Origin of the sequence: Actinoplanes palleronii, assembly GCF_016862315.1 — a bacterium.
In the GTDB taxonomy this organism is placed as follows: domain Bacteria; phylum Actinomycetota; class Actinomycetes; order Mycobacteriales; family Micromonosporaceae; genus Actinoplanes; species Actinoplanes palleronii.
On sequence record NZ_BOMS01000111.1, the window covers coordinates 35,429 to 49,722 of the forward strand.

Sequence of the window (14,294 nt, forward strand, 5' to 3'; positions counted from 1 at the left end):
GAAGGCCGGTCCTCGCCCCAAGGCGAGGACCGGCCCAAAAACATCACTCAGTCGGCGGCGGGCCCGCGACCCGGACCTTGAACGCGTCCGCGGACGCCAGGATCGCCCCGATGTCGAACGACGCCGGCGCCTCGTCCACGCTGGAGACCGGCGAACTGTTGCTGGTGAACCACTCCTCGACCTGCCCGGGAGCGAACACCGCGGCCAGCCGCGCCGTCTCGCTGCGCACCAGATAGCTGTGCGCCACACCCCGCGGCCCGTAAGCGGCCTGACCCGGCTCCAGGTCGAACTTCTCGTCGCCGACGAAGAAGCGGATCTTGCCGTCCAGGACGATCCAGACCTCTTCCTCGCCCTCGTGGACGTGCATCGGCGGGGCGTGGCCCGCGGAGTCGGTGAACTCGATGACCGACAGGCTGCCGCCGGTCACCTTGCCGGGCACGAGCACCTTGGCCTGCCCGCCGAGGAACCAGAACGGGGACCCGGTCTCCGGGAATGCGGTCATTTTTTGTTACCTTTCAGGAACGTGAGGAGCAGGCTGGTCATCTCAGCCGGGTGTTCTTCGTAGATCCAGTGGCCGGAGTCGGCCACCGTGACCGGCGTGACGTGCCGGGCGTATTCCTTGGCCTTCTCGCCGACCAGTGGCCCGAGGCTGCCGGACGCGCCGATCGCGAGCACCGGCATGGTGAGCTTGATCTTCTGGTTGCGGGCGTTGTCCGTCATGTCCTGCGGAAACGTGCGGAACCAGGCGAGGTTCGCGGCCAGATGGCCGGGTTCGCTCAGGTGCCTGGCGAACACCGCGACCTCGGCCGGGGTCACCGAGCCCTTCTTGACCTCGAGGTTGTCGATGAACTTGTCGGTCCACAGCTGCTCGCGGCCCTGGATCAGCTGCTCCGGCATGCCGTTGGTGAGCGCGAAGAAGCCGAAGTGCCAGGCGCCGGGCCCGTCCTTGGTCAGCGACGGGAAGTCGTAGATGCCCGGGTCGGGGATCGGTGCCTCGCTGAGCACGAGCTTGGTCACGTCGGCGCGGTGCGCGGCGGCGTACGCGTAGGCGACCATGGTGCCGATGTCGTGCCCGACGATCCGGACGTTGGAGGTCCGGCCGAGCTGGGTGAGCAGCCCGTGCAGGTCCGCGGCCAGGGTCTTCTTGTCGTAGCCGGTCGCCGGGGCGTCACTGCCGCCGGCGCCGCGCAGGTCGGGGGCGATGACCGTGTAGTGCTCGGCCAGGGCCGGCATGATGTGGTGCCACTCGTACCAGGTCTGCGGGTAGCCGTGGATCAGGACCAGGGTCGGCCCGTGCCCGCCGATCACGTAGTGGATGCCGACCGCGCCGACCTGCGTCGTGTGCTCGCTGAACCCGGCCGGGATCTCCTCCACCGCGGAGGCGGAGGGAGCGACGGAAGCAGCGGAGGAAGCCGGGACGAGGAAGGCGACGGCGGCGGTGATCGCGGCCAGGACCAGCTTCACAGGGTGGTCACCAGGCCGCCGTCGATGGTGAAGTCGGCGCCGGTGACGTTCGCGGCCCGGTCGCCGGCCAGGAAGACGACCAGGTCGGCGACCTCGTCGGGGGTGGTGAATCGACCGGTCACCGCGCCGCCGGCGGCCTGCTCCGCGATGGCGGCCGGGTCACCGCCGGTGGCCTTCGCGATGGTCGCGGCGACACCGCCCTCACCCAGCCACAGCGCGGTCGAGACCGGTCCGGGGCTGACCGTGTTGACCCGCACGCCGGACGGCCCGAACTCCTTGGACAGCGACTTGGACAGGCTGGACAGCGCGGCCTTGGCGGCGCTGTAGTCGAGCACCAGCGGGTCGGGCAGCACGGCGTTGACCGAACTGACCGTGACGATGCTGCCGCCGCCGCCCTCGATCAGGCGGGGGAGCGCGGCCCGGGTCATCCGGACCGCGGACAGCAGGTTGATGGTCAGCGTGGTGTGCCACTCGTCGTCGGTGACCGACAGGAACCCGCCGAGCCGTGGCTGGACCGCGCCGACGTTGTTGACCAGCACGTCCAGACGCCCGAACGCCGCGATCGCCCCCTCGACGACCTCGGTGGCGCCGTGCGGGTCGGTGAGGTCCGCCGCGACCGCGCGCACCTTCCCGGTCTCCTCGAGGGCCTTCAGCTCGACCGAGCCACCCTTGGAGACCGCGACCACTGACGCACCCTCCTCGACCAGGGCGCGCGTGACGGCCAGGCCGATGCCCCGGCTCGCCCCGGTGACGATCACGCTCTTACCGGACAGACCAAGATCCATAACCAAACCCCCTCAGGTGTACGAACTCAGAGCGCCTGGGCGCGCAACCACGTCAGAGCGGTGTCCGCGACCTCGCGCCACCCGTTGTCGATGGTCAGCGAGTGGCCCTTGTCCGGGAACTCGGTGATGTCGGTGACCGCCTCGGAGTGCCGGTACTGCTTGAGCGTCGCCCGCACCACCGCCTCGGGCACGGTGTGGTCCTTGCCGCCGGTCATCAGCAGCAGCGGGCCGCGCGACTGGTTGCCGGTGTCGACCTTCGCGGGGGAGTGCGGGCTGAAGTTCGCGGCGGCCGCCTCGAACAGCGGCTTGCCCGGCGCCGGGATGGTCCACTGCTCGAACAGCGCGTCCGACTCGGCCTCCGGGATCGCGTTGCCGAACGCGAACCGGAACTGCTCGGCGGTCAGCGACACCGCGCGGTGCTTGTTCGCCGGGTTCTTGAACACCGGCAGGGTGGCGCGCAGCGCGGAGAGCGGCAGCGGCAGCACGCCCTTGATCTGCGCGGCGTCGATCGCGACGGCGGCGCGGGCCAGGTCCTGCCCGAGCAGCTTCTGCGCGATCATGCCGCCGAACGAGTGACCGATCAGGATCGGCGCCGAGTCGAGCGTCTTGATGATCCCGGCGAAGTGCTCGACGACGTCGTCGATGCCGTGGTCGGCGATGCTCTCCGGGTTCTCCCGGGCCTCGGCCACCGAGTCCGGGTCACCGGGCCAGCCGGGCGCGATCGGCGCGTAGCCCTCCGCGGTGAACAGGTCGATCCACGGGTTCCACGAGGTGGCGTGCAGCCACAGCCCGTGGATGAAAACGATCGGGGTAGGTGTCGTCATGCCCGCAGCACATCACCGGGCCGGATGGCTTCGAATCAGGGAAAGACCACAGTCCGGGTTTCTGGCTTGCGCCGGTCACTGGGGGATTTCTAGAGTCGTGCGACGGCGGCTGCCGCGACGCCAAGGAGCGATCTTGACGAGTGGTGACCTTTTCGTCGGCAGGTTACGGGATACCGCACGGCTGCGCGACTGCGCCGACCAGGTCCGGGCCGGTGCGTCCTGGCTGGCCGTGGTCGAGGGCGAGGCCGGGATCGGCAAGACCTCGCTGGTGCGCCGCAGCGCCGCGTCCCTCGACGACTTCACGGTCCTCTGGGCCACCGGTGACCCCGCAGAGACCGATCTTCCGTACGGCGTGATCGAGCAACTGGCCCGTCGCGCCGGTCCGGCCGCCCTGCGGGAGTTCCCGGAGCTGACCGCGCCGGCCGCCGAGACCGGTCCGCACGTGCTCGGCGGGCAGTTGCTGCTCCTGCTGGGCGCGCTGCAGCAGCGCGGTGCCCCGGTCGCGGTGATCGTGGACGACCTGCAGTGGGCCGATCGGCAGTCGATCCAGGTGCTGGGGTTCGTGCTGCGCCGGCTGTGGGCCGACCGGGTGCTCACCGTGCTGGTCACCCGGCCGGACGGCGGGGCGGCCGCCGAGACGGTGGACCGGCTGTTGCGCTCCACCGATCGAGCGATAAAGGTTGATCTTGGCGGTCTTGACGACAGCGAAGTCGCACAGTTCGCGAACGCCCTGGTCGACGGCGCCCTGGCGCCGGCCCTGAGCGAGCGGCTGTACGAATACACCCGCGGCCACCCGCTGCACGTCCGCACCGTGCTCGCCGAGGTGCCCGCCGACGTGCTGCGCGACGGGGTGCTGGAACGCTGGCCGGTGCCCCGCTCGCTGCTGACCGGCCTGCGGGCGCAGCTCGACCACCTGCCGGCCGAGTCGCGCGAGCTGCTGGAGGCGATGGCGGTGCTGGACACCCGGGCCCCGCTGGCCGCGGCCGGGCGGCTCGCCGGAGTCCCGGACCCGGCCCGCGCCCTCGGCCCGGCCCTGACCGCCGGCCTCGTCCAGTGGTCGCCCACCGAACCGGAGAGCCCGGTCGCGTTGGTGCACGCCCTGCACCGGGACGCGATCTACGACACGCTCGCCCCGGACCGGCGCCGGACCCTGCACGCCGCCGCGGCCGAGCTCGTCGACGCGGCCGCGAGCTGGGCACACCGGGTCGCGGCGGCCACCACCACCGACGAACACCTCGCCGCCGACCTGGAACGCTCCGGGATGGCGGAGGCCGCCAGCGGGCGCAGCGCGGTGGCCGCCACCCGCCTGGGCTGGGCGTCGTCGCTGTCCGCGGCCCGCACCGACCGGGAACGCCGGCTGCTCGCCTCGTGCGCCCAGACGCTGCGCACCCAGCAGCCGACCGGCATCCCGCAGCTGCGCCAGCAGGTCGAGGACTGTTCGCCGGGCGCGCTGCGCAGCTGCGTCCTCGGGATCATGGACCTGACGTCGGGCCGGTTGCCGGCCGCCGAGGCGCACCTGACCCAGGCCTGGGACCAGGCCCGGCCGGTGCCGGAGAACGGCTGGGTGGCCGCGCTGGCCGGCACGTTCCTGGCCCAGATGATGATCTGGACCGGCCGGGGCGGCGAGGCGACCGAGATCGCCCGGCGCACGCTGACGATCGGCGGTCTCGATCCGGCCACCGTCGACCTGATCCGGGCGCTGCAGGCGACCGGCCGGATGTGGCACGAGGGCCCGCGCGCCGCGCTCGGCGACCTCACCCACCTGCCGGCGTCGAGCACCGCGGCGCGCAACGACACCCTGGACACCCTGGCGACCCGCGGCGTCATGCGGCTGTTCCTGGGCGATCTCCCGTCGGCGCTCGCCGACCTGTCGACCACCGCGCTGCGCGACCGGCAGGGCGCCGCGTCCAAGCTCGGCCCGGCGACCCTCGCGCTGCAGGCCGTCGTGCAGTACCTGACCGGCGAGTGGGACGAGAGCGAGTCCGCCGCCGAACGGGCCCTCGCCGTGGCGCAGGCCCAGGAGCTGCTGGCCTTCGAGTCGGCGGCCCGGTTTGCGATGGTCTGCGTCGACGCCGGCCGTGGCGACTGGGAGCGTGCCCAGCGGCGCCTCGGCGAGCTGGGCGACCTGGTGCAGGTGCTCGGCTCCGCCCCGGAGACCGTCTACTCGTCGCTGGCCGCGGCGACCATGGCGCAGGCGCGCGCCGACCATCCCGGCATGCTGGACGCGCTGCGGCCGCTGCTCGACGACAGCGGCGGCTACCGCCTGCGGTACCAGCCGTTCTGGCTGTGGCAGCAGTCGATGCTCGTCGAAGCCCTGACCGGAACTGATCAGCTGAACGACGCTGCGGCCGCGCTGCGTGACCTGCGCGCCCGGCACGACGGCACCGGCTATCTGCGCGACGTGGTGGCCCGGCTGGCCGGCCGGCTGGCCGAGGCCCGGAACCACCCCCTGGACGCCGTGGAGATCTATCAGCAGGCCCTCGCGGTCGAGGTGGACGCGGGCACCGCGCCGCTGCACCGGGCGATGCTGGAACACGCGCACGGCAAGCTGCTGCTGGCCACCGGCGCCACGTCGCGGCGGGACGCGGCGACCTGGCTGCACCACGCGCACCGGCGCTTCGGTGCGCTGCTGGCCGAGCCGTTCCGCCAGCGGTGCGCGGCCGACCTGGCCGCGAGCGGGCTGACCGCGTCCGAGAACGATCCCGGTGGCCGGCCGACGCTCACCGAACGGGAGACGTCGGTGGCGTACGTCATCGCGAGCGGGCGCACCAACCAGGAAGCCGCCGCGGAGCTCTACGTCAGCCAGAAGACCGTCGAGTACCACCTGTCCAACATCTACGCCAAGCTCGGCATCTCGTCCCGGCGGCTGCTCGCCGACGCGCTGCGCGGACCGGACCCCGGGTCGGACGCTTAGGGTCCGGCCCTAGGGCCCCCAGTGCCGCCCGGATGGTCCCCTTGACCTGAGGCGGAACATGGGGGTCGGTGCGACATGGAACGAACGGCGCCGTTCATCGGCCGTCACCGGGAACGGCAGGTGCTGGCCGACCTGCTGGCCGGTGTCCGGGAGGGACGCAGCGGCACGCTGGTGCTGGTCGGCGAGCCCGGCACCGGCAAGACCAGCCTGCTCGACCAGGTCGCGGCCGGCTGCCCGGACGTCCACACCGTCCGGATCGCCGGGGTCGAGTCGGAGATGCGGCTCGGCTTCGCGGCCCTGCACCGCCTGCTGCGCCCCTGGCTGCCCCGCATCGACGAGCTGCCCGCGCCGCAGCGCGACGCGTTGCACACCGCGTTCGGCCGGCTGGCCGGCGTCGCGCCGGACCGCTACCTCGCCGGGATGGCCGCGCTCACCCTGCTCGCCGACGCCGCCGCGCCGCAGCCGCTGCTCTGCGCGGTCGACGACGCGCAGTGGCTGGACCGGGAGTCGGCCGAGGTGCTGGCGTTCGTCGCCCGCCGCCTGCACGCCGAGGCGATCGGGCTGGTCTTCGCGACCCGCCCGCACGGGCAGGCCCTGGTCGACGGGCTGCCGGCGCTGACCGTGGCCGGGCTGCCCGACGACGACGCGGAGAGCCTGCTGTCGACGAGCATCACCGGGCACCTCGACGGCGCGGTCGCCGCGCGGATCGTGGCCGGCACCGGCGGCAACCCCCTGGCGCTCATCGAACTCGCGCACGCGCTCACCGCGGAGCAGCTGACCGGCATCACCCCGCTGCCCAGCCCGCTGCCGGTCGGCACGTTCCTGGAGACCCACTTCCTGCGGCAGGTCGGCCGGCTGCCGGCCGAGACCCGTACCCTGCTGCTGCTCGTCTCGGCCACCCCGCCGGAGGACCCGTCGCTGCTCTGGCGGGCCGCCGGGCACCTCGGCATCGCCGCCGCGATGGCCGACCCGGCCCTGACCGCGGGCATCCTCACCCCGGCCCTGGACTTCCGGCACCCGCTGATCCGCTCAGCGGTCTACCGCGGCGCCGACCCGGCCGACCGGCGCCTCGCGCACGCCGCCCTGGCCGCCGTCTGCGATCCGGTGTTCGACCGCGACCGCCACGCGTGGCACCGGGCGGAAGCCACCATCGGGCTCGACGAGCAGGTCGCCGCGGAGCTCGACCGGGCCGCCGACCGGGCCCGGGCCCGTGGCGGTCACGCCGAGCGGGCCGCGTTCCTGAGCCGCGCCGCCGACCTCTCCCCGGACCCCCGGGCCCGGGCCGCGCGCCTGGTCGCGGCGGCACACGCCCACCTGGTGCTCGGCGACCCGGCCTCGGTCGGCCCGATGCTGGACCGGGCCGAGCACGGACTCGACCAGCCGGTGCCGCGGGCGATCGCCCGGCAGACCCGGGCGATCGCCGAGATGTACACCGGCCGGTTCACCGGCGCCGCCACGATCCTGCTGGACGCGGCCGGGTCGATCGCCGCGGTCGACGCCGGCCTGGCCCGGACCATGATGTTCGATGCGCTGCAGGCCGTGCTGTTCACCGACGACCGCGACGCCACCCTCACCCTGCCGGCCCTGGCCCGCGCGGTGCAGGATTCGCCCGCCTCCACCCGGACCGATGATTTCTCCTACGGCTACGCCGATCTTTTCCTGTACGGCTACACGACGCGCATCGCGGTCGGCTACCGGCCGGCCGTGCCGCTGATGCGTGCCGCGCTGGCCGCGCTGAGCAGCGACGGCGACAGCCTGGCCGAGGAGTGCCTGCCGCTCGCCGTGATCAGCATGTTCGCCGCCGAGGACGTGTGGGACGAGGACGGCGGCCGCCGGGTGTGGCGCCGGCTCGAGAAACATGACCGGGACAACGGCGCCCTCGGCAACCTGCGCACCACGCTGGTCGCCGGCGCCACCTGGGAGCTGCGCGCCGGCCGTTTCGACGCGGCCGCGGCCCTCCAGGACGAACTCGACGAACTCTCCGACGTGGTCGGCCAGCCGCACCGCGGCGGCATCCAGCGGATCGAGCTGCTCGCCTGGAGCGGCCGCGAGGCCGAGACCCGGGCGGTCGCCGCCGCGGGCCTCGGCTTCGACGACTACGTGCAGAACTCCCTCGCCGTCCTGGAGATCAGCCTCGGCCGGCACCAGGAGGCGCTGGCCCTGCTGCTGCCCGCGTTCGACCGGGACAAGCCCGGCGTCGCCACCCGGTCGCTGCACGAGATCGTCGAGGCCGGTGTGCGCGGCGGCGACGACCCGGCCGCGAAGGCCGCGCTCACCCGGATGGAGGAACGCGCCCAGGCCAGCGGCACCCCCTGGGCGCTGGGCCTGCTCGCCCGCTGCCGGGCGCTGATGGCCGACGACGAGCAGGCCGAGGACCTCTACCGCGAGTCGGCGGACCTGCTGGCCCGGACCACCATCGTCACCGAACAGGCCCGCACCCACCTGCTGTTCGGCGAGTGGCTGCGCCGCCGTCGCCGGCGCGCCGACGCCCGCGCCGAGCTGCGCACCGCCTACGAGATGTTCACCCGGATGGGCGCCGCGGCGTTCGCCGAACGCGCCCGGGTGGAGCTGCTGGCGACCGGCGAGCGGGCCCGCAAACGCGACGAGCAGGCCACCCGCGACCTCACCCCGCAGGAGAAGCAGGTCGCGAGCCTGGCCGCGGCCGGCGCCACCAACGGTGAGATCGCCGCCCGGCTGTTCCTGAGCACGTCGACGGTCGAGTACCACCTGACCAAGGTCTTCCGGAAACTCGCGATCACGTCGCGCCGCCGGCTGGCCACGGTTCTCGCCGCTCAGCGGGCCGCCAGGTAGGCGCCGATGCCCATGTCGTCCGCGACGATCCGGGCGGCCGCGTTCGCCTGCTCCTGCAGCGCGTGCACCGCGGCGTACTGGGCCGGCGGCGCGACGAGCGTCTGCAGCGGCCGCTTGCCGTGCGGGGTCTCGACGAGTGCGACCAGCGCGTCACTGACCTGGCTCGCCTCGCCGATCGTCGCGGCGGCGGCCGTGGTGCGGGCGACCAGGTCGGTGACGAAGCGGGTCATCGTCTCGCCGTAGAGCGCCATCCGCTGGTGGTCGGCGGGCATCGCCGCGTTGACGCCGATGTTCGTCGGGTACGCCGCGGCGTCCAGGATGACCGCCTCGATGCCGTACGGGGCGAGCTCGTGGTGCCACGCCTCAGTGAGGCTGCGCAGGGCGGCCTTGCTCGCCGCGTACAGGCCGTTGAACGGCGGGGTCAGCCAGCCCGCGAGCGAACCGACCTGGATCAGCGCGCCGTGACCCTGCGCCCGCAGGTAGGGCAACGCGGCGTTGTTCACCCGCAGCGCGCCGAGCGTGTTCACGTCGAACTGCCGGTGCGCCTCCGCCGCGGTGTACGCCTCGACCGGCCCGGCGAAGTTCATCCCGGCGTTGTTCACCACCACGTCGAGCCGGCCGGCCGCCTCGGTCACCTCCCGGACGGCCCGCTCGACCGAGTCCTGATCGGTCACGTCGATCTCGACGACCCGCAGCCGCAGGCCCTGCGCCCCGGCGAGCGCGGTCAGCTCGGCGGCGGCCCGCTCGTTGCGCCCGGTCACGTCGCGCAGCCCGGCGAAGACCTGGTGACCGCGGCGGGCCAGGGCTTCGACGGTCAGCCGCCCGAAGCCGGTGCTGGTGCCGGTGACCAGAACGGTGCTGTCACTCATCGGGATCTCCTGTCGGTAGAAACGGGGTGGCACCCCGCTTGTCCGAGCGACGATATATGGAGGGGTCCCCCACTTGTCAACGAGAAGTGGTGGACCACCCCGTTTGGTGCTGACTAGGATCTGGAGGGACACCCCAGATCTGGAGGCGCCAGGCCGGTGGAAGCCGAACGACCCCGGCGGGCCGACGCCCGCCGCAACTACGAGCAGATCGTCGCCGCCGCCCAGGCCGAGATCGCCCGCTCCGGCGCGGACGCCTCGCTCGAGGAGATCGCCCGCCGGGCCGGCGTCGGATCGGCCACCCTGCACCGGCACTTCCCGAGCCGGTACGCGCTCTTGCAGGCGGTCTTCCACGACCGGGTCGAGGAGTTCTGCGCGCAGGCGCGGCTGCTCGCCGGGCAGGGCGAACCGGGCCGGGCGCTGGTGGACTGGCTGATCGCGGTGGCGGTCTTCGGCGCCACCACCCGGGGGCTGGCCTCGTCGCTGCTGGCCGGCGCGACCGCACCGGTCGACAGTTCGTGCGAGGTGATGCTGCTCGCGGCCGGCGGTGACCTGGTGGCCGCGGCGCAGACGGCCGGGACGGTGCGCGCCGACCTGACCGCGATCGACCTGCTGACCCTGGTCAACGCGGTGTCGCTGGCCACCGAGAGCGGCCCGGACCCGGCCGGGGAAGCCGCCCGCCTGCTCCGGCTGGCCCTGCAGGGCATCCACCCTCGGTAGTCGTGATGGTGCGGTTCCCGGCTGGTTCCCGGGGGTGTCTCGCATCCGTTTCAATACCCCTGGAGACCAGCCGGGCGCCCTTGGTGGTCTCGCCGCTTTTCATCACCGTGGGCGCTCGCCACGCGCCGTCGCCGGCCCGAGATGCGGGAGTATGGGCGGTATGACGCGTCGCTGGCTGTTCGCCGACCAACTCGGGCCGCACTTCCTGGACACGCCCGGGCAGCCGGTGCTGCTCGTCGAGTCCACGGCGGTGTTCCGGCGCCGCGCCTTCCACCGGCAGAAGGCGCACCTGGTGCTCTCCGCGCTGCGGCACCGGGCCCAGCAGGGGGACGTGCGCCTGGTGCGCGCCGAGACGTACGCCGCAGCGGTGAACGAACCGCTCACCGTCTGCCATCCGACCTCCCGGGCCGCCCGCGGTCTGGTCCGGCGGCTGCCGGGCGTCGAGATGCTGCCGCCGCGGGGCTTCGTCACGACCCCGGACGAGTTCGTGAGCTGGGCGAACGGCCGTGACCACCTGCGGCTCGAGGACTTCTACCGGTATGCCCGGCGCCACCACGACGTGCTGATGGACGGCGCCGAGCCGGCCGGTGGCCGGTGGAACCTGGACGCCGACAACCGGGAACCGCCGCCGCGCGGCGTGCAGCGGCTGGACGTGCCGGCGCCACCGGCGATCGTCGAGGACGAGATCGACGAGCAGGTCCGCGCCGACCTGGACCGGTGGGAACGCGAGGACGGCATCACGTTCGTCGGCAACGACGGCCCGCGGCTGTTCCCGGCGACCCGCACGGAGGCGCTGGCCCGGCTGCGGCACTTCGTCACGCACCGGCTGCCGGTCTTCGGCCCGCACGAGGACGCGATGCTGGCCGGCGACCCGCTGATGGCGCACAGTCTGCTCAGCCCGGCGATCAATCTCGGGCTCCTGGACCCCCGGGAAGTGATCGAACGTGCCGAGCAGGCGTACCGGGAGGGCGCCGCGCCGCTGTCCTCGGTGGAGGGGTTCATCCGGCAGATCCTCGGCTGGCGCGACTTCGTCTGGCACCTGTACTGGTACTTCGAACCGGAGTACCGCGCGGTCAACGAGTTGCACGCCCGCAAGCAGCTGCCGAAATGGTTCGCCGAGCTGGACGCGGACGCGGTCGAGGCGCGCTGCCTGTCCGACGTGCTCGCCGGGGTCCGTGACCGGGGCTGGGTGCACCACATCCCGCGGCTGATGGTGCTCGGCAACTACGCGATGCAGCGCGGCTGGCGGCCCGGCGCGGTCGCCGACTGGTTCCACCGCAGCTTCGTCGACGGCTACGAGTGGGTGATGACCGCGAACGTGGTCGGGATGAGCCAGTACGCCGACGGCGGCCGGATGAGCAGCAAGCCGTACGCGGCCGGTGGCGCCTACCTGCACCGGATGAGCGACTACTGCGGCGGCTGCCGCTACGACCCGAAGGTCCGGGTCGGCGACGACGCCTGCCCGTTCACCGCCGGGTACTGGAGCTTCCTGGCCCGCAACGAGGCGGCCCTGACCGGCAACCACCGGATGCGCCAGCCGCTGCAGGGGCTGCGCCGGCTCAGCGACCTGGACGCCCTGCTGGAGCAGGAGAACGCCCGAAACTTTCGGAGTAATGCTCCGTAAGTTCAGCGCCAGCTTCCGGCGTGGGCCCGTAACAATCGAATTCAGCAGGTAAGACGTTCGATCATGTTTCCGGTATGTATCCGGAAGTTGTTGACACCAGCGCGAGCCCGGGCCAATACTGCGGCAGTCGACACATCAGTAGGCGTCGATTGAAAACCCGCCCGAAATCCCCCACCCGGGAGGTCTGATCACCATGCCCAGAAATCGCGTCCGGTTGCTCTTCAGCGCCGCCTGCGCGGCGGTCCTGGCCCTCGTTGCCACCGTCATGGCCGCCCCGGCCCGCGCGGACACCACCGTGACCACCAACCAGACCGGCACCAACAACGGGTACTACTTCTCGTTCTGGAAGGACAGCGGCAACGTCTCGATGACCATGGGCGCCGGCGGCCAGTACAGCACCCAGTGGAGCGGCATCAACAACTTCGTCGCCGGCAAGGGCTGGAGCACCGGCGGGCGCCGCGCGGTCACGTACTCCGGCTCGTTCAACCCGTCCGGCAACGCGTACCTGACGCTCTACGGCTGGACCACCGGCCCGCTGATCGAGTACTACATCGTCGACAACTGGGGCACCTACCGGCCCACCGGCACGTTCATGGGCACCGTGACCAGCGACGGCGGCACGTACGACATCTACCGCACCCAGCGGGTCAACGCCCCGTCGATCGAGGGCAACAACTCGACGTTCTACCAGTACTGGAGCGTCCGCCAGCAGAAGCGCACCGGCGGCACCATCACCAGCGGCAACCACTTCGACGCCTGGGCGAGCAAGGGCATGAACCTCGGCACCTTCAACTACATGATCCTGGCGACCGAGGGTTACCAGAGCTCCGGCAACTCCAACATCACCATCGGCGGCACCACCACGCCCACCACCGGCACCACCACCGCGCCGCCGCAGTCCGGCGGCTGCACGGCCACCCTCTCGGCCGGGCAGCAGTGGAGCGACAGGTACAACCTCAACGTCGCGGTGACCGGCTCCAGCAACTGGACGGTGACCCTCAACCTGCCCGGCTCGGAGAAGGTCCTCTCCACCTGGAACACCGCCGCGACCTGGCCCTCCGCCCAGCAGATGGTCGCCAAGCCGAACGGCAGCGGCAACACCTTCGGCGTCACCATCCAGGCCAACGGCACGTGGACCTGGCCCAGCGTCTCGTGCAGCGCGAGCTAGAGAGGAACGTCAGATGCGCATCGCAGCCTCCCTGGCCGCCATCGTGGCCGCCGCGGCCGGTATCGCCGTGACCATGAACGCCACCCCGTCGCAGGCCGCCGCGTGCAGCGGCTACGTCGGCCTCACCTACGACGACGGCCCCACCGCCGGCAACACCCAGAACCTGCTCAACACCCTGCGCGCCAACGGCCTGCGGGCCACCATGTTCAACCAGGGCCAGTACGCCGCCGCGAACCCCGGCCTGGTCCGGGCCCAGGTCGACGCGGGGATGTGGGTGGCCAACCACAGTTACACCCACCCGCACCTGACCCAGCAGAGCCAGGCCACCATGGACTCCGAGATCTCCCGGACCCAGACGGCCATCGCGAACGCCGGCGGCGGCACCCCGAAACTGTTCCGGCCGCCCTACGGCGAGACGAACGCGACCCTGAAGGCGGTCGAGCAGAAGTACGGCCTCACCGAGATCATCTGGGACGTCGACTCGCAGGACTGGAACAACGCCAGCACCGACGCGATCGTCGCGGCGGCCGGCCGGCTCACCAACGGCCAGGTCATCCTGATGCACGACTGGCCGGCCAACACGGTCGCCGCCGTACCGCGGATCGCCCAGGGCCTGGCCGCCCGCGGCCTCTGCAGCGGCATGATCTCCCCGTCCACCGGCCGGGCCGTCGCCCCCGACGGCGGTGGCGGCACCACGACCCCGCCCACCTCACCGACCACCCCGCCGCAGTCCGGCAGCTGCACGGCCACCATCTCCGCGGGTCAGCAGTGGAGCGACCGCTACAACCTCAGCGTGGCGGTGACGGGCTCGAGCAGCTGGACGGTCACCCTGAACATCCCGTCCCCGGCAAAGGTCATCGCCACCTGGAACACCGCCGCCACCTGGCCCAGCGCCCAGCAGATGGTCGCCAAACCCAACGGCAGCGGCAACACCTTCGGCGTGACGATCCAAACCAACGGCAACTGGACCTGGCCGTCGGCCACCTGCGCAACGGCATAACTCTCCCGGCGCGGCGTCCCGGCAAGGGCGCCGCGCCGCTTCACCCCCATGCGGTACGCCACGGCCCGGAGCGGTCACGGCCTCGGCTGGTCGTCAGGGGTGTCTCAGGGGTGTTGAG

At 72.4% G+C, this 14,294-nt stretch carries 11 protein-coding genes; 6 read left to right on the forward strand and 5 right to left on the reverse strand.

Annotated features, from left to right (window positions below; genetic code table 11):
- Nucleotides 1–43: 43 nt before the first annotated feature.
- From Apa02nite_RS34700 to Apa02nite_RS34715, 4 genes are read right to left on the reverse strand one after another with little or no spacing between them, the layout of a single operon-like run.
- Complete coding sequence (locus Apa02nite_RS34700) at nucleotides 44–502, reverse strand: cupin domain-containing protein (RefSeq protein WP_203828842.1); 459 nt, start codon at nucleotides 500–502, stop codon at nucleotides 44–46.
- Nucleotides 499–1,464: an alpha/beta fold hydrolase gene (locus tag Apa02nite_RS34705; protein WP_203828843.1), complete on the reverse strand. Its 966-nt coding sequence runs from the start codon at nucleotides 1,462–1,464 to the stop codon at nucleotides 499–501. Before Apa02nite_RS34705 ends, Apa02nite_RS34700 begins: the two co-directional genes overlap by 4 nt.
- Nucleotides 1,461–2,249 (reverse strand): SDR family NAD(P)-dependent oxidoreductase, encoded by a 789-nt coding sequence (locus tag Apa02nite_RS34710; RefSeq protein ID WP_203828844.1) that lies wholly within the window; start codon nucleotides 2,247–2,249, stop codon nucleotides 1,461–1,463. Before Apa02nite_RS34710 ends, Apa02nite_RS34705 begins: the two co-directional genes overlap by 4 nt.
- Nucleotides 2,250–2,275: 26 nt before the next feature.
- Entirely contained in the window at nucleotides 2,276–3,073 is a 798-nt protein-coding gene (locus Apa02nite_RS34715) for an alpha/beta hydrolase (RefSeq protein WP_067685345.1), read from the reverse strand.
- Between the two features lie 133 nt (nucleotides 3,074–3,206).
- Here Apa02nite_RS34715 and Apa02nite_RS34720 point away from each other — a divergent pair, with 133 nt between their 5' ends.
- Together Apa02nite_RS34720 and Apa02nite_RS34725 are read left to right on the forward strand one after the other, a co-directional pair.
- Complete coding sequence (locus Apa02nite_RS34720; RefSeq protein ID WP_203828845.1) at nucleotides 3,207–5,987, forward strand: helix-turn-helix transcriptional regulator; 2,781 nt, start codon at nucleotides 3,207–3,209, stop codon at nucleotides 5,985–5,987.
- A 75-nt stretch (nucleotides 5,988–6,062) separates the two neighbouring features.
- Entirely contained in the window at nucleotides 6,063–8,798 is a 2,736-nt protein-coding gene (locus Apa02nite_RS34725) for an AAA family ATPase (protein WP_203828846.1), read from the forward strand.
- On the opposite strand, the gene Apa02nite_RS34730 is transcribed toward Apa02nite_RS34725, so the two are convergent.
- Nucleotides 8,780–9,667, reverse strand: a complete 888-nt coding sequence (locus Apa02nite_RS34730; protein WP_203828847.1) for an SDR family oxidoreductase — start codon at nucleotides 9,665–9,667, stop codon at nucleotides 8,780–8,782. The two genes, Apa02nite_RS34725 and Apa02nite_RS34730, sit on opposite strands and share 19 nt — an antisense overlap.
- Before the next feature lie 156 nt (nucleotides 9,668–9,823).
- On the opposite strand from Apa02nite_RS34730, the gene Apa02nite_RS34735 reads away from it, so the two are divergent.
- The 4 genes from Apa02nite_RS34735 to Apa02nite_RS34750 all read left to right on the forward strand — a co-directional run bounded on the left by Apa02nite_RS34735 (nucleotide 9,824) and on the right by Apa02nite_RS34750 (nucleotide 14,176).
- Complete coding sequence (locus tag Apa02nite_RS34735; protein WP_203828848.1) at nucleotides 9,824–10,384, forward strand: TetR/AcrR family transcriptional regulator; 561 nt, start codon at nucleotides 9,824–9,826, stop codon at nucleotides 10,382–10,384.
- A gap of 160 nt (nucleotides 10,385–10,544) precedes the next feature.
- Nucleotides 10,545–12,008 (forward strand): cryptochrome/photolyase family protein, encoded by a 1,464-nt coding sequence (locus Apa02nite_RS34740; protein WP_203828849.1) that lies wholly within the window; start codon nucleotides 10,545–10,547, stop codon nucleotides 12,006–12,008.
- A gap of 193 nt (nucleotides 12,009–12,201) precedes the next feature.
- Nucleotides 12,202–13,176, forward strand: coding sequence for a glycoside hydrolase family 11 protein (locus tag Apa02nite_RS34745; RefSeq protein WP_239164756.1), 975 nt, complete (start codon nucleotides 12,202–12,204; stop codon nucleotides 13,174–13,176).
- A gap of 13 nt (nucleotides 13,177–13,189) precedes the next feature.
- The gene (locus Apa02nite_RS34750; protein WP_203828850.1) at nucleotides 13,190–14,176 is read left to right on the forward strand and encodes a polysaccharide deacetylase family protein; all 987 of its coding nucleotides are present in this window, start codon (nucleotides 13,190–13,192) and stop codon (nucleotides 14,174–14,176) included.
- Nucleotides 14,177–14,294: the final 118 nt, after the last annotated feature.